22 protein-coding genes are annotated in these 23,011 nt (G+C 50.3%); 17 read left to right on the top strand and 5 right to left on the bottom strand.

Going from position 1 to position 23,011, the window contains the following annotated elements:
- Window positions 1–66 precede the first annotated feature (66 nt).
- A complete protein-coding gene (locus KGF88_RS05940; protein ID WP_110076326.1) occupies window positions 67–438 on the top strand; it encodes a diacylglycerol kinase in 372 nt (123 codons plus the stop codon).
- Here the strand turns inward: KGF88_RS05940 and trxC are convergent.
- Both trxC and KGF88_RS05930 read right to left on the bottom strand, forming a co-directional pair.
- Window positions 435–863, bottom strand: a complete 429-nt coding sequence (gene trxC / locus KGF88_RS05935; protein WP_153826634.1) for a thioredoxin TrxC — start codon at window positions 861–863, stop codon at window positions 435–437. The two genes, KGF88_RS05940 and trxC, sit on opposite strands and share 4 nt — an antisense overlap.
- A 171-nt stretch (window positions 864–1,034) precedes the next feature.
- Window positions 1,035–1,244 carry a cold-shock protein gene (locus tag KGF88_RS05930; RefSeq protein WP_110076361.1) on the bottom strand — a complete coding sequence of 70 codons (210 nt, stop codon included), beginning with the start codon at window positions 1,242–1,244 and terminating at the stop codon, window positions 1,035–1,037.
- A 461-nt stretch (window positions 1,245–1,705) separates the two neighbouring features.
- On the opposite strand from KGF88_RS05930, the gene KGF88_RS05925 reads away from it, so the two are divergent.
- The 3 genes from KGF88_RS05925 (at window position 1,706) to KGF88_RS05915 (ending at window position 5,268) form a co-directional block, all read left to right on the top strand.
- Window positions 1,706–3,196, top strand: coding sequence for a SulP family inorganic anion transporter (locus tag KGF88_RS05925; protein WP_153826633.1), 1,491 nt, complete (start codon window positions 1,706–1,708; stop codon window positions 3,194–3,196).
- Window positions 3,197–3,217: 21 nt separating this feature from the next.
- The gene (locus KGF88_RS05920) at window positions 3,218–4,069 is read left to right on the top strand and encodes a universal stress protein (RefSeq protein WP_153826632.1); all 852 of its coding nucleotides are present in this window, start codon (window positions 3,218–3,220) and stop codon (window positions 4,067–4,069) included.
- A 137-nt stretch (window positions 4,070–4,206) separates the two neighbouring features.
- A complete protein-coding gene (locus tag KGF88_RS05915; RefSeq protein ID WP_153826631.1) occupies window positions 4,207–5,268 on the top strand; it encodes a helix-turn-helix transcriptional regulator in 1,062 nt (353 codons plus the stop codon).
- Here the strand turns inward: KGF88_RS05915 and KGF88_RS05910 are convergent, their stop codons facing one another.
- Together KGF88_RS05910 and KGF88_RS05905 are read right to left on the bottom strand one after the other, a co-directional pair.
- Window positions 5,269–5,601 (bottom strand): type II toxin-antitoxin system HicB family antitoxin, encoded by a 333-nt coding sequence (locus tag KGF88_RS05910; protein ID WP_153826630.1) that lies wholly within the window; start codon window positions 5,599–5,601, stop codon window positions 5,269–5,271.
- Window positions 5,602–5,626: 25 nt separating this feature from the next.
- On the bottom strand, window positions 5,627–5,773 hold the full coding sequence (locus tag KGF88_RS05905) for a hypothetical protein (protein WP_153826629.1): 147 nt from the start codon (window positions 5,771–5,773) through the stop codon (window positions 5,627–5,629).
- 234 nt (window positions 5,774–6,007) lie between these two features.
- On the opposite strand from KGF88_RS05905, the gene KGF88_RS05900 reads away from it, so the two are divergent.
- The 4 genes from KGF88_RS05900 (at window position 6,008) to KGF88_RS05885 (ending at window position 8,158) form a co-directional block, all read left to right on the top strand.
- The gene (locus KGF88_RS05900) at window positions 6,008–6,475 is read left to right on the top strand and encodes a hypothetical protein (RefSeq protein WP_153826628.1); all 468 of its coding nucleotides are present in this window, start codon (window positions 6,008–6,010) and stop codon (window positions 6,473–6,475) included.
- Window positions 6,475–7,059 carry a VWA-like domain-containing protein gene (locus KGF88_RS05895; RefSeq protein WP_153826627.1) on the top strand — a complete coding sequence of 195 codons (585 nt, stop codon included), beginning with the start codon at window positions 6,475–6,477 and terminating at the stop codon, window positions 7,057–7,059. The genes KGF88_RS05900 and KGF88_RS05895 overlap by 1 nt, the downstream gene beginning before the upstream one ends.
- 105 nt (window positions 7,060–7,164) lie before the next feature.
- Window positions 7,165–7,614 (top strand): hypothetical protein, encoded by a 450-nt coding sequence (locus KGF88_RS05890; RefSeq protein WP_153826626.1) that lies wholly within the window; start codon window positions 7,165–7,167, stop codon window positions 7,612–7,614.
- Window positions 7,607–8,158 (top strand): opioid growth factor receptor-related protein, encoded by a 552-nt coding sequence (locus KGF88_RS05885; RefSeq protein WP_153826625.1) that lies wholly within the window; start codon window positions 7,607–7,609, stop codon window positions 8,156–8,158. Before KGF88_RS05890 ends, KGF88_RS05885 begins: the two co-directional genes overlap by 8 nt.
- Window positions 8,159–8,215: 57 nt before the next feature.
- On the opposite strand, the gene KGF88_RS05880 is transcribed toward KGF88_RS05885, so the two are convergent.
- The gene (locus KGF88_RS05880; RefSeq protein ID WP_153826624.1) at window positions 8,216–9,595 is read right to left on the bottom strand and encodes a hypothetical protein; all 1,380 of its coding nucleotides are present in this window, start codon (window positions 9,593–9,595) and stop codon (window positions 8,216–8,218) included.
- Between the two features lie 959 nt (window positions 9,596–10,554).
- On the opposite strand from KGF88_RS05880, the gene KGF88_RS05875 reads away from it, so the two are divergent.
- The 9 genes from KGF88_RS05875 (at window position 10,555) to KGF88_RS05835 (ending at window position 22,970) form a co-directional block, all read left to right on the top strand.
- Window positions 10,555–10,938: a hypothetical protein gene (locus tag KGF88_RS05875; RefSeq protein WP_153826623.1), complete on the top strand. Its 384-nt coding sequence runs from the start codon at window positions 10,555–10,557 to the stop codon at window positions 10,936–10,938.
- 128 nt (window positions 10,939–11,066) lie between these two features.
- Complete coding sequence (locus tag KGF88_RS05870) at window positions 11,067–11,387, top strand: hypothetical protein (RefSeq protein ID WP_153826622.1); 321 nt, start codon at window positions 11,067–11,069, stop codon at window positions 11,385–11,387.
- A gap of 350 nt (window positions 11,388–11,737) precedes the next feature.
- Window positions 11,738–14,749 carry a type I restriction endonuclease subunit R gene (locus tag KGF88_RS05865; protein ID WP_153826621.1) on the top strand — a complete coding sequence of 1,004 codons (3,012 nt, stop codon included), beginning with the start codon at window positions 11,738–11,740 and terminating at the stop codon, window positions 14,747–14,749.
- Between the two features lie 18 nt (window positions 14,750–14,767).
- Complete coding sequence (locus tag KGF88_RS05860; RefSeq protein WP_202912504.1) at window positions 14,768–15,037, top strand: hypothetical protein; 270 nt, start codon at window positions 14,768–14,770, stop codon at window positions 15,035–15,037.
- A complete protein-coding gene (locus KGF88_RS05855; protein WP_153826620.1) occupies window positions 15,037–16,347 on the top strand; it encodes a restriction endonuclease subunit S in 1,311 nt (436 codons plus the stop codon). Before KGF88_RS05860 ends, KGF88_RS05855 begins: the two co-directional genes overlap by 1 nt.
- A complete protein-coding gene (locus tag KGF88_RS05850) occupies window positions 16,344–17,156 on the top strand; it encodes a hypothetical protein (RefSeq protein ID WP_153826619.1) in 813 nt (270 codons plus the stop codon). The genes KGF88_RS05855 and KGF88_RS05850 overlap by 4 nt, the downstream gene beginning before the upstream one ends.
- The gene (locus KGF88_RS05845; protein ID WP_153826618.1) at window positions 17,153–20,326 is read left to right on the top strand and encodes a DEAD/DEAH box helicase; all 3,174 of its coding nucleotides are present in this window, start codon (window positions 17,153–17,155) and stop codon (window positions 20,324–20,326) included. Before KGF88_RS05850 ends, KGF88_RS05845 begins: the two co-directional genes overlap by 4 nt.
- Window positions 20,323–21,429, top strand: a complete 1,107-nt coding sequence (locus KGF88_RS05840) for an AAA family ATPase (RefSeq protein ID WP_153826617.1) — start codon at window positions 20,323–20,325, stop codon at window positions 21,427–21,429. Before KGF88_RS05845 ends, KGF88_RS05840 begins: the two co-directional genes overlap by 4 nt.
- Entirely contained in the window at window positions 21,426–22,970 is a 1,545-nt protein-coding gene (locus tag KGF88_RS05835; RefSeq protein ID WP_257119974.1) for a Fic family protein, read from the top strand. Before KGF88_RS05840 ends, KGF88_RS05835 begins: the two co-directional genes overlap by 4 nt.
- Window positions 22,971–23,011: the final 41 nt, after the last annotated feature.

Genomic DNA, 23,011 nt, shown 5'->3' with positions numbered 1-23,011 from the left:
AAAAACCAGATAAGCTTGCTTACACAATTGAGCAACCATTCATTCACGTGCGGGTACCCGTGGCTTATGAAATCAAATAAAACAGGCATCGCAAGAATTATTCACGCCACTTTTAATTCACTTCGTGGCATTAAAATGGCGTGGCGCTATGAAGCTGCGTTTCGGCAAGACTTGCTATTAGCTACGGTATTAGTGGTCATTGCAGTTAGCTTAGAAATAACCTTGAGCGAACGCTTATTGCTGATTCTCACGGTCTTTATTTTACTGATTACTGAGCTCTTAAATTCAGCGGTAGAAGCCGTCGTTGACAGAGTGGGGGCGGAGTTTCATGAACTCAGCGGCCGTGCGAAAGATATCGCCTCGGCTGCTGTGTTTTTTGCGTTAGTACTGATGGCCGTAGTATGGGGCAGTGTCTTATTCGCTGTCGCTGGCTTTTAAAGATGCTGATTTAACCATTGAGTTAATTGGGCTGGCCCCATGGCACCTGCTTGGCGTGCAACTTCTTGCCCATTCTTAATCAACATCAAGGTAGGAATACTACGAATCATAAAATGCTGAGCTAGATGAGGCTCGGTTTCGGTACTGATTTTCACAAACCTGGCTTGATTGGCATATTGCTTAGCTACTTGCGCAAATACCGGCGCAAATTGCTGGCAGGGGCCGCACCAACTGGCCCAAAAATCCACCACCAAGGGTAAGTCACTGTCGCGGTGGGCCCGAAACTGATCGGCGTTTACGGCAAAGGCCTCGCCGTTAAACAGGGGGGCTTTACAGGCGCCGCATTTCGCCTCGGCTCGCGGCTTATCGTTAGCGACGCGATTCTTTTTATGGCAACTAGGGCAGGCAGCAATGATGGTGCTCATAGGTCACACCTCCTTATTATTTAGAATTTACTAAAGTAACATGATAAACAATATGGAGTGAAGGAGTGGATAAATCAAGTTGCTTGTTGAAAAAGCTTAGAGGTGAGCGACAGGCATAAAAAAAGAGCGACTAAGTCGCTCTTTTTCATTTAAACCAACGCTAACGTATAATTATACGGCAACGATGTTTTCAGCTTGTGGGCCTTTAGGACCTTGAGTGATCGTGAACGATACACGTTGGCCTTCGGCTAAAGTTTTGAAACCGGTGCTAGCAATGGCGCTAAAGTGAGCAAATACGTCTGCGCCACCTTGTTGCTCAATAAAACCAAAACCTTTTGCTTCGTTAAACCACTTTACGGTACCAGTTACTGTATTAGACATAATATTAATCCTGAAATTTAAAAAGTTTGCTGCCATAGCAAGCTGCTATGAACAGAGTAATGCGGGTAAAAAATGGAAATTTAAAACTACAGGACGAAGATTTACTGCTAATAATGCTACGTAGAGGAGATTTAACTTGCTGTTTCTTAACCAACGCCGCTTACTCTACGCTTATTCTCACATAAGTCAAAGGTTATTTTCTGGGCAAGCCTGAATGTCTCGCCTGACCTCGCGGTTTTGCGTTCATAAGTTGATAGGGTTATAATCCGCGCCCAAGCACACAACCAATAACGACTTACGGAGACTCAAGGGTTTGTCTAACCTTACGCCGCCATAGCACCCAACCAATCGCAAGTATCCTAGGTTGCATTTAAACTTAAATGCAGCTCATTTCTGTACGCTTGAACTAGCCTTGATTTTTTAATTAATAAGCAAATTAACTGAAAAGCGAAACCTTATTTATGCTCAAAACCATTCAGAACCAGTGGTTTTCAAATATCCGTGGCGATTTGTTAGCGGGTATTGTGGTTGCCCTAGCTCTTATTCCCGAGGCTATTGCCTTTTCTATCATCGCCGGTGTGGACCCTAAAATTGGTCTTTATGCCTCGTTTTGTATCGCGGTAATCATCGCCTTTACGGGAGGGCGTCCAGGCATGATCTCAGCCGCAACGGGCGCGATGGCGTTATTGATGGTGACCCTAGTACGCGACCACGGACTGGAATATTTATTAGCCGCAACCTTATTAACCGGGGTGTTGCAGATTGGGGCAGGCTACTTAAAACTCGGTTCGTTGATGCGGTTTGTGTCGCGTTCGGTGGTAACCGGCTTTGTTAACGCGCTAGCAATTTTGATTTTTATGGCGCAACTACCGGAGTTAACCAACGTAACTTGGCATGTGTACGCCATGACCGCGGCAGGCTTAGGTATCATTTATCTATTCCCGTACGTACCTGTGATCGGCAAAATGCTGCCATCGCCGCTGGTTTGTATCATCTCGTTAACGCTGGTCGCCATTTTCTGGAACATCGATATTCGCACCGTAGGCGATATGGGCGACTTACCCGATACCTTACCTATTTTCTTGTGGCCGGATGTACCTCTTAACCTAGAAACGCTGGCGATTATCTTCCCTTATTCAGCCGGATTAGCCGTGGTAGGTTTATTAGAATCTTTAATGACAGCGACTATCGTTGATGACCTAACCGATACTCCCAGCGACAAAAACCGTGAATGCAAAGGCCAAGGCATTGCCAACATCGGGGCTGGCTTGATGGGCGGTATGGCTGGTTGTGCGATGATTGGGCAGTCGGTGATAAACGTTAAATCAGGTGGGCGGACGCGCTTATCTACCCTCACCGCAGGGGTGTTCTTAATGGTACTGATCTTGGTGCTGGACGAGTGGCTCACGCAAATCCCCATGGCGGCCCTAGTTGCAGTGATGATCATGGTATCTATTGGTACTTTCAGTTGGGATTCTATTCGCAACCTCAAAAAACACCCGTTATCTACCAACATTGTGATGGTCACCACGGTGATCGTGGTGGTGGCGACTCATAACCTTGCTATTGGTGTGGGCGTTGGTGTGTTACTAGCCGCCATGTTCTTTGCCAATAAGATCGGTCACTTTATGAATGTATCTTCGAGCATAGATGCAGCGGGCACCGAGCGTATTTATACCGTGGTGGGTCAAGTATTTTTCTCCTCGGCCGACAAGTTCATAGACTCGTTTGATTTTAAAGAAGCCATTGATAAGGTTGTGATTGATCTCACCAAAGCTCATTTTTGGGACATCACTGCCGTAGGTGCGCTCGACAAAGTGGTGATTAAATTCCGTCGCGAAGGCGCCGAAGTTGAAGTACGAGGTCTAAGCGAAGCCAGCGCCACCATCGTCGACCGCTTTGGCGTGCACGATAAACCCGACGCCGCTGATAGCATTATGGGCGGCCATTAAAACAATAATAAGGGAAAACTGATGTCATACGTGATTAGCTGTATTGATGGTGCCTCGCGCAACACCGCGGTAAGTGACTATTCGGCTTGGGCCGCCAAACAATTAGCGGCTCCGGTGATGTTGTTGCATGTGCTAGATGAGCTGAAATCGCAAGCTACAACGGAATTATCGGGCAACATTGGCCTAGGCACGCGCGAGCATTTGCTCGAACAACTAGCAGACCTAGATGCCCAGCGCGCAAAAGTAGCACTTGAGCACGGTCATGTAATGTTGCAACTGGCAGAAGACAAGCTGCACAAACTGGGGGTAACCGAGGTGGTGCAACGTCAGCGCCATGGCGAGTTAGCCGAGAACCTACGAGCACTTGAAGGTGACGTAAGATTAGCCGTGTTAGGTTTGCACGGCGAGGCCTCAGCGAATACCTTGCAACAAGTTGGCAGCCAGCTAGAAACCGTGATTCGCACGGTGCACCGACCGCTATTGCTAACCCCCGATACCTACAGCGAGCCAGGTTCAGCGATGCTGGCTTTTGATGGCAGCAAAACCACGCAAAAGGGCGTCGAGATGTTGGCGCAAAGCCCGTTGTTTAAAGGCATGCCGATTCACGTGGTGATGGTGGATGCCGATACCGCCAACAACTGGGATAAACTTAAGTGGGCTGAACAAGCTCTGCAGGCCGCTGGCCATGAAGTGATAGTGGCACTGCGCGCCGGCGACGTGGAAGCCACCTTGCACCAGTATCAAACCGAACACAACATCGACTTGATGGTGATGGGCGCTTTCGGCCACTCGCGCATTCGCCAATTTCTGGTGGGTAGCACCACCATGGCGATGCTAAAAGAAAGCCGCACCCCCACGCTCGTACTGCGCTGAAGGACTTGCAGACCCACCTCCGGACCCGGCTCCGGCCTTAGCTCCGTAGGTGGGGCCGCACCGCTTTCCAAGCTTGCAAAGCGTAAGCGATCGTCGCATTATCTTGTAGCAGAAACAACAAGGAATGGGGCGAAGGCATGCCAACTAATAATCAAAAGGGTTCAAGCAAAGAAGGCGCCATCCGGCTGCTACTGCATTTGCAGGCATTGTATCAAGGGCCCAAAACCATCAGCCAACTGATGGAATCCCTCGACGGTCAAGGCGCCGTAAGCAGCAAGGTGCGCCGCAGCGTGCAGCGCGATATGGCAGCGCTAGAAGGCTACTTCGGGGTGTATCGCGACGACGACAACGTGTGGCACATCGACCGTAGCGACTTCGACAAACTGTTTGATATTGAAGACTCGGTGGCACTGGCGCTACTGGTGGCTGAAAAGCAACTGGCACATATCACCCCCAGCCATATCCTAGAGCCACTTAACGGCTTGTTTAAACGCGCCCAAGCCAAACTCAATAACAGCGACACCGCCGCGGCGAACTGGAGCAAGCGGGTGCGTGTGGCACCAGCGTCACACCACCTAAAGCCGCCTAAAATCAACAAGACCATTTACCAGCGGCTGATTAACGCAGCTCTCAGCCAAGAAGTGCTCAAAGTGGATTATCACAGCCATCAAGGTGACGCCGCCAAGCAATTAACCGTCACCGCCTTGAGTATTTTCTATCGCGGCAGCGTGCCATACCTCATTTGCCGCATGCACAGCAGCGACCCAGCACACCAAGATAAAATTCGCCAGCTTCCTTTTTCACGCATCAGTGCGGTAAAACAAACACTGTTTGATGAACCTCGCGTGCAAAACTTCAATCTGGCCGAATATGAAAAGAATGGTGAGTTGGCCTTTCGTTACGGCGAGCCGTTTGAGCTGCACCTGGAGATCTTTAATTCAGTGCGCCGCGAAGTAGAAGATTCGCATTTGGGCGACAACCAGAAAATCACACCAATAAAAGGCTACAACACGGTGTTCAACATGACGGTTACCGTGCCATACACACTGAACCTGATTCAGTGGCTACTGGCCCGCGCGCCCTACTTAAAAGTAAAGGCACCGGCTGATTTTCGGCAGAAATTCTACAAAGAAGTGGCGCGTGCCCTGCAGCACGACACCGCCGAGCACGTGGAATTACCGCAAGAGCGAACGTTTTAGTTAAGAGTGTTCACCCGCAAGCACCGAAACCACGTACTTGTTAAACGAAATACCGGCGCTAAGCGCCTGAGCGGTCAGCTCTTTATGCAATGAAGGCGAGCAACGTATTTGGAAGGTGCCGCTAAACGGTTTTTCTGGTTCAACACCAAGTTCTGCGCAGTCACTAATGTAGTCGTCGACTTCTTGAGCAAAACTAAGCTGTAGCTCAGCGGGCGTAGCGCCGGCATACGTAATCAAGCTATTGATAAACAGAACTTTGCCGTAGAGCACACCTTTGTCAAAGTCGACCTCAACAGTGCCTTGGTAACCTTTGTGTTTAAGTAATTTTTGCATGGTCTCGAAACTCACTTTAATAGCCCTAGTTTTTTAATTTTGGCAATGACGTCGCGTAAAGCATTTCGATCAAGCCAAGATTCAGTAAAAATTGCCTTAACTCGTCATGGCGAATGTCACTGCGCGTTGGGTATTCAAGTATGCGTGCGCGTAATTTCTCTGCCTTGGTCATGAAATCGTCCTTGATTCTAGTCAATTTAATAATTTTTGCAATTAAAAAATAATTGCAAAATTATGAAGGGATATCCGCAATGCAAAAGATTTAAAGACCTTGTTTTACTCATGATTTAACTATAATCGATGCTTTGCAGCGCGTGTGAAAAATACGAAATAACCCACATTAAAGCAGGCGACACAAGTTGTCACCCGCGGCAGGCATACTTGAGCTCAAGCTAAGGAGCCCTGTATGCAAGATCGTACCTCTGGAAATTTTCTTCATCAGCAAGTCACGCCCGTTATTGATTTAACAGACCCGCAAGCGGTGTGGACTGATTTGATTAAATGCGAACAAACGCACACCATTAATTTACGTCAGTCTGCGTCACAGAAGCATCATATTAGCCTGCGTGATATGCCGTTGTTACAGCGTATTACTAACCCTGCGCAGGTGCCACTGGTGCTGCACCTTGATCTCCATGCAAAAAAACAAACAGCCGCTGCTAGCATCCATATCGAAGGGCCAATAAACCACGTTGACTTAAGCTGGCAGGGCGGGGACTATTTGCATCAACGAAGCCTAAAAACTGATTATAAGCAGCTGTTGGTAGTGCCGTTTACGGTGTTAGATAACCCCAACGTCGCCGCACAACTGCAACAGTTGTGCGAGCGAAGTCTGGTGATCATTTATCAGGCTAACAGTCGGGCCAGCAGCTAATGGCCAGTGGCAGGGGCATTGGCAATTTACCCGGGCATTTAACCCAGCGCATCAAAGGTATTGTCACACCACCCATGCCCTGGCAACAGCTGTTGCGGCGTTATATTCAGCGTCAATTACGCGGCGAACGGCAATGGTTTCCGCCTTCACGCCGGCACATTCACCGCGGGCTGTATTTACCACGGCAGCGCAGCGAACACATTGATCTGACCTTAGCGTTGGACACATCGGGTAGCTGCATTCCTTATCTTGGCCAATTCTTGGAGCAATTGCGGCACTTGCTAGGGAGTTTCGCCTCATATCAAGTGACTATATTGCAATGTGACAGCAAAATTCAGGATATTCGCCAAGTAAGCCCCGATCGGCCACTAACCATCAGTGATTATCAGGTGAGGGGTTTCGGCGGCACGGCTTTTCATGAAGTGTTTGACTATGTTCGCAGCAATCCAACCCAAGCCCTCGTATTCTTTACCGACGGCCACGTGGATTTACCACCACAGCCGCCATCACAACCGGTACTTTGGGTGATTGCTCCGCAGGGCCGTAAGCGCATGCCTTGGGGAGAAGTAGCGCTGATGAAATAATAATCATGCAAGTGCGACACAAACCGTCATCCCTAAGCTTCACAATGGCATTCGTGGAGAAAAGATTAGTGGATATTACTTAGAATAAGTAACAGGGGATGACAGATGACAACATGCTTATCGACGTGCCAACTGGTGCACTTGTTAACACGCATACAGAGTACGCCCTACATCAACTGGATGTCGATGTGGGGTCGGCAAAAACAGTTTGATGAATTGCATGCCGAGCTGGATCGGCGTGGTTACAGCGGCCCAAGGCCAAGCCGACAACTAAAACGCTTACGGGTGGAGGATATCAACCTGGCGTTGTTCAACACCGACCCCATGCATACCTGCTGCGTTGAGAACGACTGCAAGGATGAGTACATGCTCATTGCCGCACATGCGTTCAAACTTGCGCAGCAAGGCTTTGCCATGGAGGCCGCGCTCTATCAGGCATTGAGCAGCAGTTTTGACGAAGACATGGTGCGTGGCGAACACATCGAAAACGTCATCGCCTTATTGGTTGGCATGCCGGTGGCTGCGGTTGAACTAGCCGGAGATACACATGCCTGATACAGCTAGCACCAACCAGCAACGCCTCGAACAGTTGAAGGCCTTTTATACTGCAGGCGCAGCGAATGATCGTGGTTATACGCTGTTCGATTTATGGAGTAAGCCCGACAGCTGGCTGGAGCGCAGCCATATGTTTATTCAATGGATGTTTCCGTTAACCACCGCCAGCGCAGGCAATATGTACGCGCCGGTTCTAGATGAACCGACCATCAATTTTTTGCGCAACAACGCCCGTGCCCAAGACAATCTCGTACGCAGCTTTGTCCGTTTTTGTGCGCTGTTAGGCCTTAAGGTGATCAACACCGAGCAGGGCCCGCAATTAGCCATAGGCGATAATTTTGCAGAGCGCAAAACGGATTGGTTTACCTTTGACTCGCACAACAATGCACGCATTACGCGCGTGCTAACGAGTTTAAAGCTACTCGGTCGAGAAGATTTAGCTAAGCTCATGTATGAGGGCCTGCTCAAACTGATGGCGGATGAACCCGGCTGTGGGATAGGGGAGTATGCAGCGGGGCGCTGGAGGGCTACTCTTAATCAATGATTAACTATCGTATATCGGTATTTCGCCAGTGATTACAGTGAAAGGAAAGGCCCTCAATCATTCAGTCTCTTGCATCTTGGGTGGGATGGGAGGGGCTGACTTCATGTTTTGCACAACATTCCGATAAAAATCACGAACGCTATCTTCAAGACGTTCAATAAATTTACGACTTTTATCCATATCAGACGACATGTTCACTTCCCACGTAAATTCTAAACGTTCAGGTGTGAAATCCAATTTATCACCAACAACGTGACTGTAATCCTTGAGTATTTCTGAGCATTTGAAACTAGTTGGATATCGTTTATTTCGAGGACCAATACAAATCAGCGATAATGGCCATTCAGATTTAATATCGAGTTGCTTCAAAAACCAATTTAATGTGGCTTCTGGCGATTTTCTCACCCCATTGCAATCTAACGTAATACTGAGTGCTAAACGTCGACCGTAAGTATCCGCTTTAATCGATATCAACGAAGCCGCTTTAGGAACTTCTATTTCACATTCTAATACGAACTCGTTAAGTACCTTCTTAATATCGTCGTCTAATCGTTTGCGTGCATCCTTGGTATGCGCTCTCGAGAGCTTTAACGCAACCGGGGCGCGAACTTCACGCGATAGTAAAAGAACAATATCGCGGCATTCCTGATGCCAGGCAGAAACACAATTTTCTAGTAATTCCTGACCATCCTTTGTCTTATTAGTAATTTCTCTCTTTTGGCTAAGCTGAATGAATTGCCTCCATCCGTCATTCATTTGTGTAAATTGTTGTACACCAGAGTTTGCAGACTCCATGTATTCAACGAGTTCTTTGATAACGGCTCGTTTCGTTAAGTCGGTGAAATCATCCTGTGAAAGAAGTAGCTCTGCTTGAGTTAAAATGTATGTCCAAGACCAGTGGTAAACGTCAGGACTTGCTTTTAGTTTCTTAGGAAGTTCTTTTGCCAGTGGATGATGCTCGGGAACGGCAACAAAATCATTAGTGATAGTTAGAAAGGCATCAATATTGGGGACTGGATTCTTTTGGGTAGAGTGCTGACCGTTATGCCGTTCTGCGAGCTTTATATATTTTTCAACTTGAGCAAGATCTAACTTATCATTTCCTGATTTAGCTTCAATCAAACAAATCCATTGACTGCGTCCAGTCCGATGAACTATCAGGCCATCAGGTCGCTCCGATGCTTTATTCGTCTTAGCATTACGTTCTAACTGCAATTCAACAAAGCAATCAATTTTTGAACGTGTTCCAATACGCTGACCGAGCGACGCGAGTAGCACGTCCGCGAATTCAGGGACGATTTTAACAGATGCTAATACTATGGACGTTAAACGTTCTTCATTTTGTTTGAGATTAACGTGCGGGATTAGGCGGGCCACATTTGCATTTTCGGCAGCTTTGTTTTGGTCGAGCGCCGCCAAAATATTCTGTAATTCCATTTTGTTAACTCCGTGCTAGTATTGTATATTCAAAGTTAATTGTTTTTTGTCATGATTGCAAATTTAGGTCATAATTCATTCAAAAGTTATTATTTGAGATGGGGCATGGGATTTTTATGGATGCGTGCTTTTGCTTTAGGTTGTTGGGAATGTAACGTCCGCTTTGAGCGAACACCGGACCTTTTGACTTTCAGGTTACTGCAACTATTGACTAGCCGTCGCGTTATTAGTAAGTGATGGTGTCGCCAGCAATGTACGGCACATTCACTTCGGCGATATTGCGTGTTTTGTTATTGTGTTGTGTGTTTAAGTCGTTTACTGTCAATGATATAACAAAAATAAAAGTTGGATATTGTGCGCTCGGTAGAGCGTAACTGAGCATGCTCAAATTGCCTTTGCTAACTCGGATTCTTTCAAGTTAGGAATGCCTACTTGCTCAGTAAGTTAAGAGCTGAAAACCATCAATTGGACGAGTTGTTAAACGCGCACGCACAATATACAAATGTTATATGCTCAGAAAGGACAGAGGTTAAAACATAGAATGGACGCGCTAGCACCAAAAAGCTGGGTTTTAATTGGGTATTCTACGCTATTAGCCGTGTTGAGTGCGGTGTCCCTATTTGGTATTTATTGGCTTTACTTTGGTGGTTACTTTGCATACGAGGGTGGCTATATCATTGCAATTTCGACCTATGCCAGCAGCCTTTTTCTCCCGGTATTTATTTACTACTATTTGTGGCCTAAACCAGCAATAAAGAAGTCGTTGAAGTGTATTTGTCTTGCACCATACATAATCATGTTTTTATGCGCTGCTTTTTTTGTTTGGTACTACTAGGCGGGGTGTGTTTGGCATATAACAAGTTGCTTAATTTCGTTCCGGCCACAAACAGCGTGGCCTCCACTGGACTGCCTACGCTATGCTGCGGCAGCCAATTAGCTAAGCGTTATAAGGCAATGCAATGTGGAAGCATGTAATAACATCAAGTATTCAAGCCGCCTTTGTGGGGGCTGTTCTACTTGTATTGGTTAGCCTGCCTGCGTATGGCGGTGCAGCAACAATATTTGGCTTTATTGCATTTCCTATAGCGGTGTTCTGGTGCATTGTGTTGGCGTACCCATTGATTAAGATTCGTCAGAAATATCAACTTCCGGAATATGCGTATTTTGTAATTTACTTAGCGGTTGGTTTTATATTTGGTGCGCTCACACCGGTTTTAATGTTTGGCGTGGCTGGCACCGAGTTCAGTTTTCAATCAGCCACTTTTCTGGGTCTTTATGGTCTATTCGGTGCAGCGTGTGCCGTTACTGCATGGAACTATGTGCGTAAAAATGTCAGCTTATAACAAGGCTGTAAACCGGACCCAAATTACTACGCGGCAGTTTGTGCATCCGCTTTGCTCACTGTCGCACAAACAACCGCTCCGTAATTCGGTCCGGTTACAGCAGCGTTAGCATTCACTGAGGAGTCGTCATGGTTCGAGACAAATTGATGAAGAAGTTTCCTTTTTTAAGAAATAGATCGAATAAGAGTATTGAAAAAACTGCCGATTCGTTTATGGACTTATCCAACAAGATTTGGGCGGCAATTTATGTTTCGTTCGTTGCACTACCAGTTGCAGGTGTCGTGAAAACAATGTTCGAGGTTGATAGTGAATTACCATCTTTAGAATATCTGAGTCAATTCATTGAGGTTAACTTGTTATTTCTACTCGGTATTCTTGGGTTTGGAGCCTTCATGGCAATTAAATTTAGATCATGGGCATTAGATTTATATGACGCACTGCAAGGCTAACACCTATGAGCTTTTGTTGCGTCCTAAGGCAATAATTTTTTATTCGCTGCTGTGCGAGCCGAAAATATCAACTACTTTGAACCAGTAGGGCTACTTGACCGATTATAGTTGGCTGTTGGTGGCGTACAACAGAGTGCTCACTTTTGGCGGCACTGAGCAACTATCAGAAAAACTCTAACTTAAAGCTTTTCACGCACCTATACGGGCTAGAAAGACAAGATTTACAGCCTTGGTCGTTTTTGAGCGAAGTGTCGCTTAAAAGTTGGAGGCTGATTGGTCGGTATGGTACATTGCAGTGTTGAACAGGGTATTAACGCACGGTGTCATAAAATAAAAAAAGAGAACACGGGATGTCCTTGAAAGAAAGTCAGATCGAGCAAAAGCTGATCAATAAACTCGAAGAGCTCAAATACACCTACCGCTCAGATATTCGCGACAAGGTCACACTGGAGCGTAACTTCCGCGACAAATTCGAGACACTGAACCGCGTCCGCCTGACCGATGCCGAATTTGCCCGCCTGCGCGACGAGATTATCAACGCCGATGCCTTCCAGGCCGCCAAGACCCTGCGCGAATACGGTTATTTCCAGCGGGAGGACGGCACCCCGCTTCACTACATGCTGGTCAACCTCAAGGACTGGTGCAAAAACGACTTCGAAGTCATCAGCCAGCTGCGTATCAACACCGACAATAGCCACCACCGGTACGATGTGATTCTGCTCATCAACGGCTTGCCGATGGTGCAAATCGAGCTGAAGACGCTGGGCATCAACCCGCGCCGGGCGATGGAACAAATCGTCGAGTACCGCAACGAGCCCGGTAACGGCTACGCCAACACGCTGCTGTGCTTCATGCAGCTGTTTATCGTCAGCAACCGTGACCACACCTGGTACTTCGCTAACAACCAGAGCCAGCACTTCGCCTTCAACGCCGACGAGCGTTTTTTGCCCATTTACCAGTGGGCCGATGAAGACAACCGCAAGATAACCCACCTGGATGACTTCGCCGACGCCTTCCTGGCCAAATGTACCCTGGGCCGGATGATCAGCCGCTACATGGTGCTGGTGGCCAGTGAGCAGAAGCTGATGATCATGCGCCCGTACCAAATCTATGCGGTCAAGGCGATTGTTGATTGTATCCACCAGAATCGAGGTAACGGCTACATCTGGCACACGACCGGTAGTGGCAAAACACTCACCTCATTCAAGGCCTCCACCCTGCTCAAGGATAACCCGGATATTGAAAAATGCCTGTTTGTGGTAGACCGCAAGGACCTCGACCGCCAGACCCGCGAGGAATTCAACCGCTTCCAGGAAGGCTGCGTGGAGGAAAATACCAACACCGAAACCCTGGTGCGCCGCCTGCTCTCCGAGGACTATGCCGACAAGGTGATTGTCACTACCATTCAAAAGCTGGGTCTGGCGCTGGATGAAACAAGCAAAAAAGCCCAACGGCACAAAGACAAGGGTAGGCAGACCTATAAGGAACGCCTAGCTCCGCTGCGCGACAAGCGCATCGCTATCATCTTTGATGAATGCCACCGCTCTCAGTTTGGCGACAACCACCAGGCCATCAAGGGCTTTTTCCCAAAAGCGCAATTGTTCGGTTTTACCGGCACGCCCATTTTTGATGACAACGCCAGCTACAAGCAGATCGATGGCACTGTGGGCAGCTACCGCACCACCCGGGATATTTTTGAGAAGCAGCTGCACGCCTACACCATCACCCACGCCATTGATGATCGCAATGTGCTGCGCTTTCATATCGACTATTACAAGCCCGAGACAACGCATGCAAAAGCCAGACCTGATCAGGCTCTGGCTCAGCGCGCAGTGGTGGATGCCATTCTCAGCAAGCATGAAGCCGCCACTAACCAGCGCCGTTTCAACGCCCTGCTGGCCACTGCTTCCATCAATGATGCGATTGCCTATTACCGGCTGTTCAAAGAGATCCAGTCTGAAATGCAAGCGCAAGATCCGGACTTCGTGCCGCTCAACCTTGCCTGTGTCTTTTCACCACCAGCCAATGGCGACAAGGATGTGAGACAGCTGCAGGAAGACCTGCCGCAGGAAATGGCCGACAACCAGCAGGAGCCGGAGCAGAAGAAAGCCGCGCTGCAAGAAATCATTGCCGACTACAACACGCAGTACGGCACCAGTCATACGGTGAGCGAGTTCGACCGCTACTACCAAGATGTTCAGCAGCGCATCAAGGATCAGCAATACCCTAACAGCGACCTGCCGCACAAAAACAAGATCGACATCACCATCGTGGTAGATATGCTGCTCACTGGCTTCGACGCCAAGTACCTCAACACCCTCTACGTGGACAAGAACCTCAAGCACCACGGTCTGATTCAGGCCTTCTCTCGTACCAACCGCGTGCTTAATGACACTAAGCCCTACGGCAACATCCTTGACTTTCGCGATCAAGAGCAGGCGGTGGACGACGCCATCGCGCTCTTCTCTGGCGAGGACATTAACCGCTCCCGCGAAATCTGGCTGGTGGACCCGGCCCCTACGGTCATCGAAAAATACGAGCAGGCCGTGGCCGCTATCGAACACTTTCTTACCGAAAAAGATGTGGTGGCCGAACCCAAGGGCGTTTACAACCTCAAGGGCGATACTGCTCGCATCGAGTTCGTCAACCGCTTCAAGGAAGTCCAGCGCCTCAAGACCCAGCTCGATCAGTACACCGACCTGGACGAAGAGCAAAAAGCACGCATCAACAGCGTACTGCCCGAAGACGATCTGCGCTCCCTGCGCGGCGCCTATCTGGAGACCGCACAGCGCCTCAAGGAACAGCAGGGCAAAACTGGCGAGCAAGCTTCACCAGATCAGGAAGCCATAGAACAACTGGATTTTGAATTTGTGCTCTTCTCCTCGGCACTGATCGATTATGACTACATCATGGGCCTAGCCGCCCGCTTCAGTCAGGAAAAGCCCGGCAAACAAACTGTAAGCCGCGAACAGTTGGTGAATATGCTCAGCGCCAGCAGCAACCTGATGGAAGAGCGTGAGGATATCATTGACTACATCAACACCCTTCAAGCGGGCGAAGGGCTGAAAGAGCAGGACATCAAACGCGGCTACCAGGCATTCAAGGCACAGAAAGCCCACAGCGAAATCACCGCTCTGGCCAAACGCCACGGGCTGGACCGCGATGCCCTGCAAGGCTTCGTGGAAGGCATTCTGGACCGCATGATCTTCGACGGCGAGCAATTAAGTGACCTATTCGAACCGTTGAATCTGGGCTGGAAGACGCGTAGCCAAGCGGAGTTGGCGCTGATGGAAGAGCTGGTGCCGTTTTTGAAAAAACATGCCAGCGGGCGTGAGATATCGGGGTTGGCAGCGTATGAATAACACAAGGAGAAGTGAGCAATGAAAAATGATCTGGCTCGTGTTTTAGTGAAGGCCAAAGACTTTGCCACCGAAATCACCATCTACAATGCCCGTGAGCAGGCCATGAGCCAAGAGCATCAAATCTCGCAGGAGCATGTTACTAATAACGAAGCAGTGCACCAGACTTTGCTAAGCCAGGGCATTCGTCCGGAAAGCCTGCCACCCGCGGAAGATGTGAAAAAGGTTGAACGACGCCTGGCGTCAGATGAAAAAAAAGCACTTAAAAATCCTGATGGGCTGGAAGAGTGATGGATGAGAAACAAGCATTGGTGCCCCGGTTGCGGTTTCCTGAGTTTCGGGATACAGGGGGGTGGGATAATTGTAATCTAGGCGACATCTCTACAGTTGTGCGTGGTGGTTCGCCTCGTCCCATTGATGGATTTATAACAAAAGATAATAGTGGCCTAAATTGGCTAAAAATTGGTGACGTAAACAAAGACGATAAGTACGTAACTAAAACCCAGGAAAAGGTTAGAGTAGAGGCGCTCAGTAAAACAAGGGAGGTTCACCCAGACGATCTTATCTTATCTAACTCCATGAGTTTTGGTCGTCCCTATTTGATGAAGATAAAATCATGTATTCATGATGGATGGATTGCGATAACCGAAATTGAAGAGTCAGTAGAAAGAGAGTATCTCTATTACCTCATTTTTTCCCCAGCTAGCCAATCATACTTTTTGGATAACGCTGCTGGTAGCGGGGTCCTGAATCTCAATGCTGAAATTATTAAAAGCCTCCCAATCGCGTTTCCCGCACAGACAGAGCAACAAAAAATCGCCGACTGCCTCTCGTCCCTCGATGCACTTATCGCCGCCCAGGCGGACAAGATCGACGCTCTCAAGGACCATAAAAAAGGGCTGATGCAGCAACTCTTCCCCCGCGAAGGCGAAACCGTCCCCCGCCTGCGCTTCCCCGAATTTCGTGATGCGGGGGAGTGGGAGAAGAAGCAGCTAATTGATACCACTGATAAGAAAATCAAGTGGAGTTTTATTGGCGGACCATTTGGGTCTAATCTCAAATCCTCAGATTTTGTTCCAGAAGGTATTCGAGTAATTCAGCTCCAGAATATTGGAGATGGTGAGTTTTTTAACGACTACAAGATATTCACGTCGAAAGAAAAGGCTGATGAGCTGCTAAGCAACAATATATATTCCGGTGAAATTATCTTGTCTAAGATGGGCGATCCTGTAGGCCGCGCTTGTCTAATTCCAGATATTCATGACCGATATGTCATGTGCTCTGATGGAATTCGCTTGGTTGTTGATGAGAATTCAAATCATAAGTACTTCGTTTATCTGGTGATTAATTCGCCTAACTTTCGTTCGAAAGTTGAGAAAGCTGCTACCGGATCAACAAGAAAGCGAATTGGTTTGGATGACCTAAAGAAGCTGCCAATCCTGTTGCCCGCAAAGAAGGAAGAACAACAAAAAATCGCTGACTGCCTCTCGTCCCTCGGCGCACTGATCGCCACGCACACGGAGAAACTCGACGCCCTCAAGACCCACAAGAAAGGCTTGATGCAAAAGCTTTTCCCCAGCCGGGAGGCGGTTGGCGTATGAGCCAAGAGACGCCCTTGTCATTTCCGTCTAAAACCGCCTACAACTCAACCCAGGGTTGCGTGGTTTGGCAGGGCGAATGCGCCAATGATGGCGCCGAGCTGACGGCGTTTATGCAGGGTCCGGTGGCCGCTCGTCTGCATGATACAGAGGGCGGTGAAGCGCTGCATGAGCACCTCCGAGGGCTTAGCCTCACCGGCATGGGGCAGGATACACTGGAAGAGGTGCTTGCCGCCGAAGTTCCGGAAACTCGTGACTGGGCAGTGGGCGAGGCACTGGCCGAAGCGGTTCTGGAGGTGCATCACGATGTGGAACTTCCGTGGAACAATGAGCGCGACAAGCGCAACCCCTTTGCCTCTTTGCCGGGCGCGGATATCGTCGGCTTTCAGCGCGATGGAGGCTCCCATCGTCTGGCTCTCGGTGAAGTTAAATGTTCGTCGGAAGCCAAGTGGCCACCGCAAGTGATGAGCGGTCGAAGTGGCGGCTTGGGCCATCAGATCGACAATTTGGCGACTAATCTCGGAACGATCCATCAGTTACTCAGGTGGCTGCTGCCTCGGGTCCAGGGCACCGAATTTGAATCATCCTTTAGAGCAGCATGCACCCGCTACCTCAATTCCGGGCGACGCGACCTAGCGCTGTTCGGCATTCTGGTTCGCGACCAAGAACCTCGTGAAGCCGACTTGAAGGTGCGTGGTGGTAAGTTGGCGAGCAGCCTGACTGCTCCAACCCGTTGCTGTCTTATTGCACTATATCTGCCCTGGCCTATTGCCCAACTTCCACAAGCCATCGGCCAAGGAGGCGCAGCATGAGTCATTGGTTGCTGGATACGATGGCAGATAAACGGCGCTTGGCGTTGCGAGAAGCCGACCGCTTGCAGTTCTACCGCGAGATGGGGCGGGAGGTGACAGATGTCGATGAGGAGGCCTTGCGCGAAGTGGCTGCCGCTCTTGAAATTGCCGTGCTGGACTTGGAGGTGGATCGGCTCGCCGACGACCCAGAGCAACGCACACTTTTGCGTCAGTCTGCCGAAGATGCCTTCCGACTCCTGCGGATGCTGCCTCTGCCCACCAATCCCATGGATGCGGGCACTAGTTTGTTGCGGGCCTCGGTACTGGCGGTTCTGGGTGATCGCGGTGCGGATGCCGCAAGATGGTTACGCAGTTTGGATGAGTCGCAACATTGGCCCGATTTGCCGCTGGATGCCGCCGATTGGGGAGAGCGCTGTCGGGCCACCCTTACGGATGTCTGGCTGCGGCTGATACGCAAAAGGGGCTGGTCTGACCGCGATGCCGTTCTGGAGCGCGTTGCCTCACTGCGCAGCGCCCAACAAACCTTTGAACGGGAATATCTCCACGCTATTGAGCCTTTGCACGCAAAACGATCAGCACTGGAACTGATCGCAATTTACCATCTGGCAAAAGCGGCGGATGTCTTGGCCCATTACATCACCGATGGCGTGGTGGACGGCAGCCACCAGATCCAGCCAGTGCTTGATTCTCATTTCGACCGAGCTATCGAAGCCTGCGATACCGCGCAATTGATCGAATTGGGGCCTCTGACGCGGCTGCTGGCGCGCGCCGCTCAGCAAATGGCGGACAATGCCCTGTGGACGGTCACGCGCGCGGTAAATTCCCGTGTTACCGAGTTCGTGCGCGAATTAGTCAATCGTGGTCGGGGGGATCGCGCTTTGTTCGATGTGCTGCCACCGCAGCGCCGGACTCTCGCCGAGCAGGGCCTTTTGGGGTCCAGCCGCAGGGCGGTGGTGGTCAGCTTACCCACTTCCAGCGGCAAGACATTGATAGCCCAGTTCCGTATGTTGCAGGCACTTAACCAATTCGAGGACCGTAAAGGCTGGGTGGTTTATCTGGCACCTACTCGCGCCTTGGTCAATCAGGTGACGCGACAGTTGCGCCGAGATTTCGAGCCTTTGGGGCTACAGATTGAACGAGTCAGCCCGGCCATGGAAATCGACGGCGTTGAAGCAGACATGCTGAAGGAGCCCCACGACGAGACACAGTTCCGCATTCTGGTGGCCACCCCAGAGAAATTTGATCTGATGCTACGCCAGGGTTGGGAAGAGAGAATTGGCCGCCCCTTGTCGCTGGTGGTGGTCGATGAAGCACACACTATTCAGGAGGGTGAACGGGGCCTGCGGCTGGAACTGCTATTGGCAACAATCAACCGTGAATGCCGAGAGGCGCAGTTCCTGCTATTAACGCCCTTCATCCAGAATGCCCGAGAGGTTGCCCGCTGGCTGGGTGGGCAGAATGCGGAAGATATCAGCCTCGGGGTAGACTGGCAGCCCAATGATCGGGCCATTGGTGTCGTTAGTCCGGTGGATGATGGTGCCCTTAATGGCCGTAGTCGCAACTATCGACTGGACTTCCAGATAGTCCATACCTCTCGTAATACCATCGACTTGGATGATACCTTCTCGCTCGGTAAAGAGGATGCGCTTGCTGCGACGCTCTCGAAGTCGCGAGAGGTCGGCACCTTGGCTGCGATCACGGCACGCAAACTTCAGGTGCGTGGTCCCGTAATTGCCATGCACAGCCGACCAGACTTTGTGTGGTCACTAGCCGAGAAGATCAAATCAGATCGGCTACCTAACCTGTCTGAGGATGTTCGGTTTGTTCAGAAGTATGTTGCTGCTGAACTAGGTGCACAGTTTCCTTTGGTGGACCTGCTTTCCTATGGTGTGGGAGTACATCACGGCGGGTTGCCTGAAGAAATACGCATGCTGATGGAATGGCTGTTTGAGAAAGGACGGCTTGATGTCCTCGCGGCGACGACAACCATTGCTCAGGGCGTTAACTTTCCTGTTAGTGGTGTGGTAATGGCATCGACTCACTACCCTCAGGGACGCAGCTCAGTCCCAATGCCGCCCGAGGATTTCTGGAATATAGCGGGTCGGGCGGGCCGAGTCTCGCAAGGGCAGCTAGGTGTAGTGGCACTAGTAGCAAAAAGCGAAGTTGAAGTTGCGCAACGTCGAGAGTTTATTGGTCGCGTCACCGGAGATTTGAACTCTGCGTTGATAAAGCTTGCACAAGCAGCTGCTGATGAGCTTTCCGACCTAGGTATGATCGTTTATCGTCACCCAGAGTGGTCAAGTTTTCTTCAATACCTCGTGCACACCTATCGACAGTTGGGCGCGCCAGCAAACTTTGCCGACCAGATTGAACAAGTCTTGCGAGGAACGCTGGGCTTTGAAAAGCTCCGAACATCGAACAGTCGAATTGCCAGTCAGTTGCTGGGAGGTATTCGGAATTATGTCTCTTATATTGCCGGCCCGGGGCAGCCACTAAAGCTGGTCGATAGCACAGGGTTTTCGCTGCAAAGCATCCGCACAGTGATGACCCATCGCGGCGATATTGGGCCGAGCTCCTGGGATCGTGAGCGTCTATTCAGTCAAGGCGACAGAACACTTCAAGACATGATGGGCGTGCTTCTGCGCGTTCCTGAGTTGCGAGGCAATCTGGAGACTGTTCTCGGAGGAAAAGTGTCTGACGGCAACAAACTCGCACTTATCCTGAAAGACTGGGTGAATGGCGAAGAGATCACCACCATCGCTGACCGCCATTTCCGTAAAGACGGAGAAGATGAGGTTACTGCCTTGACCAAGTGCGGGCAGAACCTTTTTGGTAAGCTCGCACAAACCTCTTCTTGGGGGTTGAATGCCTTGATGGCGATCACAGCTTCCGACCTGCCGGAGGAAGAACGCAATCGGTTGGCCAACTTGCCTTCGCAGGTTTTCTATGGCGTTTCCACTGACGAGGCTATTACCTTACGCTTGCTTGGTGTGCCCCGTCGAGCGGCAACGCCGCTAGCGCGAGCTTTGGAGCTTGAAGGTGGAGAGTCCTTACCAAAGATACGGCAGAGACTCGCGGCATTATCACAACAAGACTGGTCTAATGCGCTCGGTCCTGATGGGAGCGTCTATCGCAAGGCGTGGCAAATCATGGATGGGGTGGAGGAATGACCCCCAACCGTACATTCGGGAATCTCCCCGAGCTTGCGATGCACCTGCGCGAACGGTTGGATACGAAGAAATATGTCCTTCTATTCGCCTTCAACGGCACAGGAAAGACTCGCTTGTCCATGGCTTTCAAAGAACTGGGCAAGCAAAGCGAGGGTGAGGAAGAAACACGCGACACTCTCTACTTCAATGCCTTCACCGAAGACCTGTTCTACTGGGATAACGACCTGGAGCATGATGCCAAGCGGGTGCTGCGCCTGAACCGTGATTCCCACTTCTTCGACGGCTTGCAAGAGCTGGAGATGGAAAACCGCATCGGCCCGCTGCTGGCCCGTTATGCGGACTTTGACTTCCTAATCGACTACGAGACCTGGGAAATCACCTTTTTCCGGCAACAAGACGACGAGGGGGCACCCATCCCCATCAAGGTCTCACGCGGCGAGGAAAATATCTTCGTCTGGTGCTTTTTTCTCGCCGTAGCCCAGTTGGCGGTGGATCAGGAGGAGGGTTCACCCTATGCCTGGGTGAAGTACCTGTATATCGATGACCCGATCTCATCGCTGGACGACAATAACGCCATCGCTGTGGCCAGCCACTTGGCGCAACTGCTGAAGAATGCTAACGGGCAAATTAAAACCGTGATCTCCACACACCACCATCTATTCTTCAACGTGATGTGTAATGAACTGGGCAATGCAGTCAAAGCTTTCCTGAGCAAAGAGGCCGACCACTTACGACTGGCGGATACCGGTGAGACACCGCGGTACCACCATGTCGCCCTGCTGAAACAGCTGCATCAGGTGGCCGAGTCAGGCGAGATTTATACTTACCATTTCAATATTCTGCGCAACATTCTGGAAAAAACGGCTAGCTTCCATGGTTTTCGCAATTTCTCCGCCTGCATCAAGCAAGATAGTGACGACCCTGAAGGCATTCTGCACGCCCGCTTGGTCAATGTGCTCAGCCATGGCAACTATTCTTTATATGAGCCACGGGAAATGCTGCCGGAGAACAAGGAATATTTTCGCAAGATCCTGCGTGACTTTATGAATAACTACCGTTTTAACCCAGAACTGTTTCCTGTCATGGAGGAGATGCAGTCGTGACGCCGAAACTTCCCATCAACATCGATTCCCTGCTTCACCAGCGAACCATCGAAAGCGAGCGGGTGGAATATAAGGCGGGCTGGAACCCAGAGGCGGTGCTGCATAGCATCTGCGCTTTTGCTAATGATTTTCACAATCTGGGTGGAGGCTATGTGGTGGTGGGTGTCGCAGAACAAAATGGGCAACCAGTCTTACCGCCTGCAGGTTTGCAACCAGAGCAGATTGACCGCATACAAAAAGAACTGCTGAATCTTGGTAATGCGGCAATTCAACCAGCTTACCACCCGCTTACCGCGACCTATGAAGTTCAGGGTAAGCTGATTCTGGTACTCTGGGTACCTGGAGGAGAGACACGGCCATATAAAGCGCGCACTAGTCTGGGTGATAAAAAGGCTGATTGGGCGTTTTATCTGCGTAAGCACACCAGCACGGTGCGTGCCAAGGGGGCAGATGAGCACGAGCTGTTGTCGCTGGCCGCAACCGTGCCCTTCGATGATCGCTATCAGCAGAGCGCCAGTCTTACCGATTTATCGCCCCATCTAATTCGCGAATTTCTGCAGGAAATTGGCAGTGAGCTGGCGGGCGAAGCGGCCGATCTGGATGTCGAGGCGCTAGGCCGCCGCATGAATGTGGTGGGGGGTCCGGCAGAGATGGCATTTCCCAAGAATGTCGGGCTGCTATTCTTCAACGAGCATCCGGAGCGGTTTTTTCCGGCGACCCAGATTGACGTGGTGTATTTCCCCGATGGCCCGGGCGGTAACCGCTTCGAGGAAAAAGAGTTTCGTGGCCCGCTGGGGCGCATTACCCGCGATGCGGTGGACTACATTGCCCGTAACTACCTGAAAGAAACCGTTATCAAGCACCCGGATCGCCCCCAAGCAGAGCGTTTCTGGAACTACCCGCTGGCGGCCATAGAAGAAGCAGTAGTGAATGCGGTGTACCATCGCTCTTACGAGATTCGCGAGCCAATTGAAGTGCGTATTACTCCGCAGGAGTTGATAGTATTAAGCTTCCCCGGCCCGGATCGCTCGATTAAAATGGAAGACCTTCAGGCAGGTCGCGCGGTAAGCCGTCGCTATCGCAACCGCCGCATTGGCGAGTTTCTGAAAGAGCTGGATCTCACCGAAGGTCGTTCCACCGGTATTCCCAAGATTCTGCGGGTGATGCAAGCCAACGGCTCGCCGCTGCCGAGTTTTGAAACGAACGAAGAGCGTAGTTCGTTTTTGATTCGTTTACTGGTGCATGAGGGGTTCTTTGAGGAAGATGATCCCGAAGTCCCCCGAAGTCACCCCGAAGTCACCCCCGAAGTCACCCCCGAAGTTGGTCGACTGCTTGAGGTGCTACAGGGCGAGATGGGACGTGCAGAGCTAATGGAAGCCTTGGGTCTGAAAGATGAAAAGCATTTCCGGGAACATTATCAGCAAACAGCGATTGGCCAGGGGCTAGTAGAAATGACCATCCCCGACAAACCGCGGAGCCGTCTTCAGAAATACCGATTGACAAAGAAAGGCCAAACCTTGTTAAAAACACAAAAAGAATGAATCAACTGCCGAGGAATCCTCGGTAGATAATTTTAAGGAAA

Origin of the sequence: Idiomarina loihiensis, from assembly GCF_024584785.1 — a bacterium.
GTDB classification, from domain to species: Bacteria; Pseudomonadota; Gammaproteobacteria; order Enterobacterales; family Alteromonadaceae; genus Pseudidiomarina; species Pseudidiomarina fusca.
The sequence above is the reverse complement of the archived record's forward strand: the minus strand, read 5'-3'. Positions and strand labels throughout refer to the sequence as shown.

Coding starts and splice junctions, on each gene's coding strand:
- KGF88_RS05845 (WP_153826618.1), top strand. CDS start 17,153: ATGAGTCATTGGTTGCTGGATACGATGGCAGATAAACGGCGCTTGGCG.
- KGF88_RS05925 (WP_153826633.1), top strand. CDS start 1,706: ATGCTCAAAACCATTCAGAACCAGTGGTTTTCAAATATCCGTGGCGAT.
- KGF88_RS05870 (WP_153826622.1), top strand. CDS start 11,067: ATGGTTCGAGACAAATTGATGAAGAAGTTTCCTTTTTTAAGAAATAGA.
- KGF88_RS05885 (WP_153826625.1), top strand. CDS start 7,607: ATGCCTGATACAGCTAGCACCAACCAGCAACGCCTCGAACAGTTGAAG.
- KGF88_RS05840 (WP_153826617.1), top strand. CDS start 20,323: ATGACCCCCAACCGTACATTCGGGAATCTCCCCGAGCTTGCGATGCAC.
- KGF88_RS05930 (WP_110076361.1), bottom strand. CDS start 1,244: ATGTCTAATACAGTAACTGGTACCGTAAAGTGGTTTAACGAAGCAAAA.
- KGF88_RS05895 (WP_153826627.1), top strand. CDS start 6,475: ATGGCCAGTGGCAGGGGCATTGGCAATTTACCCGGGCATTTAACCCAG.
- KGF88_RS05900 (WP_153826628.1), top strand. CDS start 6,008: ATGCAAGATCGTACCTCTGGAAATTTTCTTCATCAGCAAGTCACGCCC.
- KGF88_RS05905 (WP_153826629.1), bottom strand. CDS start 5,773: ATGACCAAGGCAGAGAAATTACGCGCACGCATACTTGAATACCCAACG.
- KGF88_RS05890 (WP_153826626.1), top strand. CDS start 7,165: ATGACAACATGCTTATCGACGTGCCAACTGGTGCACTTGTTAACACGC.
- KGF88_RS05855 (WP_153826620.1), top strand. CDS start 15,037: ATGGATGAGAAACAAGCATTGGTGCCCCGGTTGCGGTTTCCTGAGTTT.
- KGF88_RS05860 (WP_202912504.1), top strand. CDS start 14,768: ATGAAAAATGATCTGGCTCGTGTTTTAGTGAAGGCCAAAGACTTTGCC.
- KGF88_RS05880 (WP_153826624.1), bottom strand. CDS start 9,595: ATGGAATTACAGAATATTTTGGCGGCGCTCGACCAAAACAAAGCTGCC.
- KGF88_RS05915 (WP_153826631.1), top strand. CDS start 4,207: ATGCCAACTAATAATCAAAAGGGTTCAAGCAAAGAAGGCGCCATCCGG.
- KGF88_RS05940 (WP_110076326.1), top strand. CDS start 67: ATGAAATCAAATAAAACAGGCATCGCAAGAATTATTCACGCCACTTTT.
- KGF88_RS05910 (WP_153826630.1), bottom strand. CDS start 5,601: ATGCAAAAATTACTTAAACACAAAGGTTACCAAGGCACTGTTGAGGTC.
- trxC (WP_153826634.1), bottom strand. CDS start 863: ATGAGCACCATCATTGCTGCCTGCCCTAGTTGCCATAAAAAGAATCGC.
- KGF88_RS05920 (WP_153826632.1), top strand. CDS start 3,218: ATGTCATACGTGATTAGCTGTATTGATGGTGCCTCGCGCAACACCGCG.
- KGF88_RS05865 (WP_153826621.1), top strand. CDS start 11,738: ATGTCCTTGAAAGAAAGTCAGATCGAGCAAAAGCTGATCAATAAACTC.
- KGF88_RS05875 (WP_153826623.1), top strand. CDS start 10,555: ATGTGGAAGCATGTAATAACATCAAGTATTCAAGCCGCCTTTGTGGGG.
- KGF88_RS05850 (WP_153826619.1), top strand. CDS start 16,344: ATGAGCCAAGAGACGCCCTTGTCATTTCCGTCTAAAACCGCCTACAAC.